The organism is bacterium (genome assembly GCA_024224155.1).
Classification (GTDB): domain Bacteria; phylum Acidobacteriota; class Thermoanaerobaculia; order Multivoradales; family JAHEKO01; genus CALZIK01.
Genome location: JAAENP010000009.1, coordinates 1 through 1,605, shown reverse-complemented (window position 1 = coordinate 1,605; position 1,605 = coordinate 1). Strand labels below are relative to the sequence as shown.

3 protein-coding genes are annotated in these 1,605 nt (G+C 63.9%); 2 read left to right on the top strand and 1 reads right to left on the bottom strand.

Annotated elements, in window-relative coordinates; genetic code table 11:
- Positions 1-136 (top strand): hypothetical protein (locus GY769_00930; protein ID MCP4200481.1); only part of this gene is annotated, 136 nt, incomplete at its 5' end.
- Positions 133-555: a PIN domain-containing protein gene (locus tag GY769_00925; GenBank protein ID MCP4200480.1), complete on the top strand. Its 423-nt coding sequence runs from the start codon at positions 133-135 to the stop codon at positions 553-555. The genes GY769_00930 and GY769_00925, both read left to right, overlap by 4 nt.
- Positions 556-584: 29 nt before the next feature.
- Here the strand turns inward: GY769_00925 and GY769_00920 are convergent, their stop codons facing one another.
- Positions 585-1,562 (bottom strand): Rpn family recombination-promoting nuclease/putative transposase, encoded by a 978-nt coding sequence (locus GY769_00920; GenBank protein MCP4200479.1) that lies wholly within the window; start codon positions 1,560-1,562, stop codon positions 585-587.
- Between the last annotated feature and the right edge of the window lie 43 nt (positions 1,563-1,605).

Below are 1,605 nucleotides of genomic sequence, written 5' to 3'. Positions count from 1 at the left end.
TCTGGTGGACGATCACGCCTATCTCGACGACCCCGCGTGGAGGCTGTTCGAAGCGGCTGAGCAGATCGGCGGCTCGGGCGCGGCCGAGGGCGCCTCGAGGCTGGAAGAAGAGCTCTACGGTCCGGTCGAGGCGTGATCGGGCAGACTCTCTTTGTCGATGCTTCGGCCTGGGTCGCGGCCATCGACGCCAGTGACGGTCTGCATGCGCCGGCGCAGCGCTTCTGGGCCGAGTCGCGAGACAGCCGCCGGCGATTCCTCACCAGCTACTACGTGCTCGACGAGACCTGTACCCTCCTGCGCCGTCGGCGCAACGGCCTGAGGATGGCGATCGCCATGCATGAGCTGGTGCAGTCCAGCCGGATCATCGAGGTCGCGAGCATCACCGAAGAGCTGTGCGATCAGGCCTGGGAGCTCTTTGTCGGCTACCACGACAAGGTGCTGTCGTTCACCGATTGCACCTCATTCGCGCTGATGAGGGAGCGCCAGCTGCTCGAAGCCTTCACCTTCGACGACGATTTCCGCCGCGCCGGCTTCATCGTACGGCCGGGAACGTAGTTGGGTGTCGGTCAGCCGAGCGGTTGCATTCAAGTCCGAAAGAGATCGTCGGGCGTGGTCGCCGTGAGAATCTTCTTGAACCACCGGCGCAGCTGGTCTTCTGATGCCTTCGCAATCGAGGCGGCGTAGCGAGGCTCGAGGACGCCGAACTTCTCTTCGGATTGCTCGATCAGAGCCTGGCGCCGACCCTCCAGCAGACCAGATGCTCGGCCCTTCTGAAACCCTTCGGCTTTCCACTTCCGTGGCCACGTCGCCGCGCGTTCCTCCAACATGATCTTTGCCTCCTGAAGGTCTTGAAGCTCGGGGATGTAGGTGCCGGGCAAGCGAGCTTGCAGGATCACCCGGCGGATCCATGTCGTCATGTCCCGGCGCAGCTCTCGCAACTCCGGGTCGTCGAGAACGTCGATCAGTATATCGATAATCCTCCGGATTTCCTCCAGTCCCGAGGACTGTTCCAGCTGGAAGACTCCGGTGACCGGGCCGTCGAGCGGCTCCAGTTCCTCCCGCGGCAGGTGGCCTTCGTCGATCACCAGATACTCGAAGCGGGGCAGGTGCTTCTCGAAGCCCGGCAGCAGCTCGATCAGGTCCGCCACCTGGAGCGGCGCGGTCCACGGCCGGGTGCCGTTGTAGAGCACGATCGGCACCACCGGCGGCAGCTTGCCCGAGCTCGTCAATCGCTTCTTGCGGATCAGATCCTCGAAGAGGAGCATGACGTAGGAGAGCACCCGGATCGCCATGAAGTGAGCGACGCTGGACTGGAACTCGATCAGGATGTAGACGTAGAACCACTCGCCGTTCGGGCGGTAGCGCAGGCGCCAGACCACGTCGCTCTCGCGCTGCTCGAGCTCGTCGCTGACGTAGTGGGCCGGCACCATCTCGAGGGTCGAGAAGTCGAGCCGGCCGACCCAGGACGGGGCGACGTAGCGTCGGATCAAGTCCTTGACCATGATCGCGTGGGAGAAGAGACGGCGGTAGCTGCCGTCGTGGGGTGTGTGCTTCCTCGGCATGGTTCTCGTCCTCCGGTAGTGGCTTGTGGGTCGCGCTTGTCTG

Excerpts from the sequence above, each read along its gene's own strand:
- GY769_00920 (MCP4200479.1), bottom strand. The coding sequence starts at position 1,562 with ATGCCGAGGAAGCACACACCCCACGACGGCAGCTACCGCCGTCTCTTC.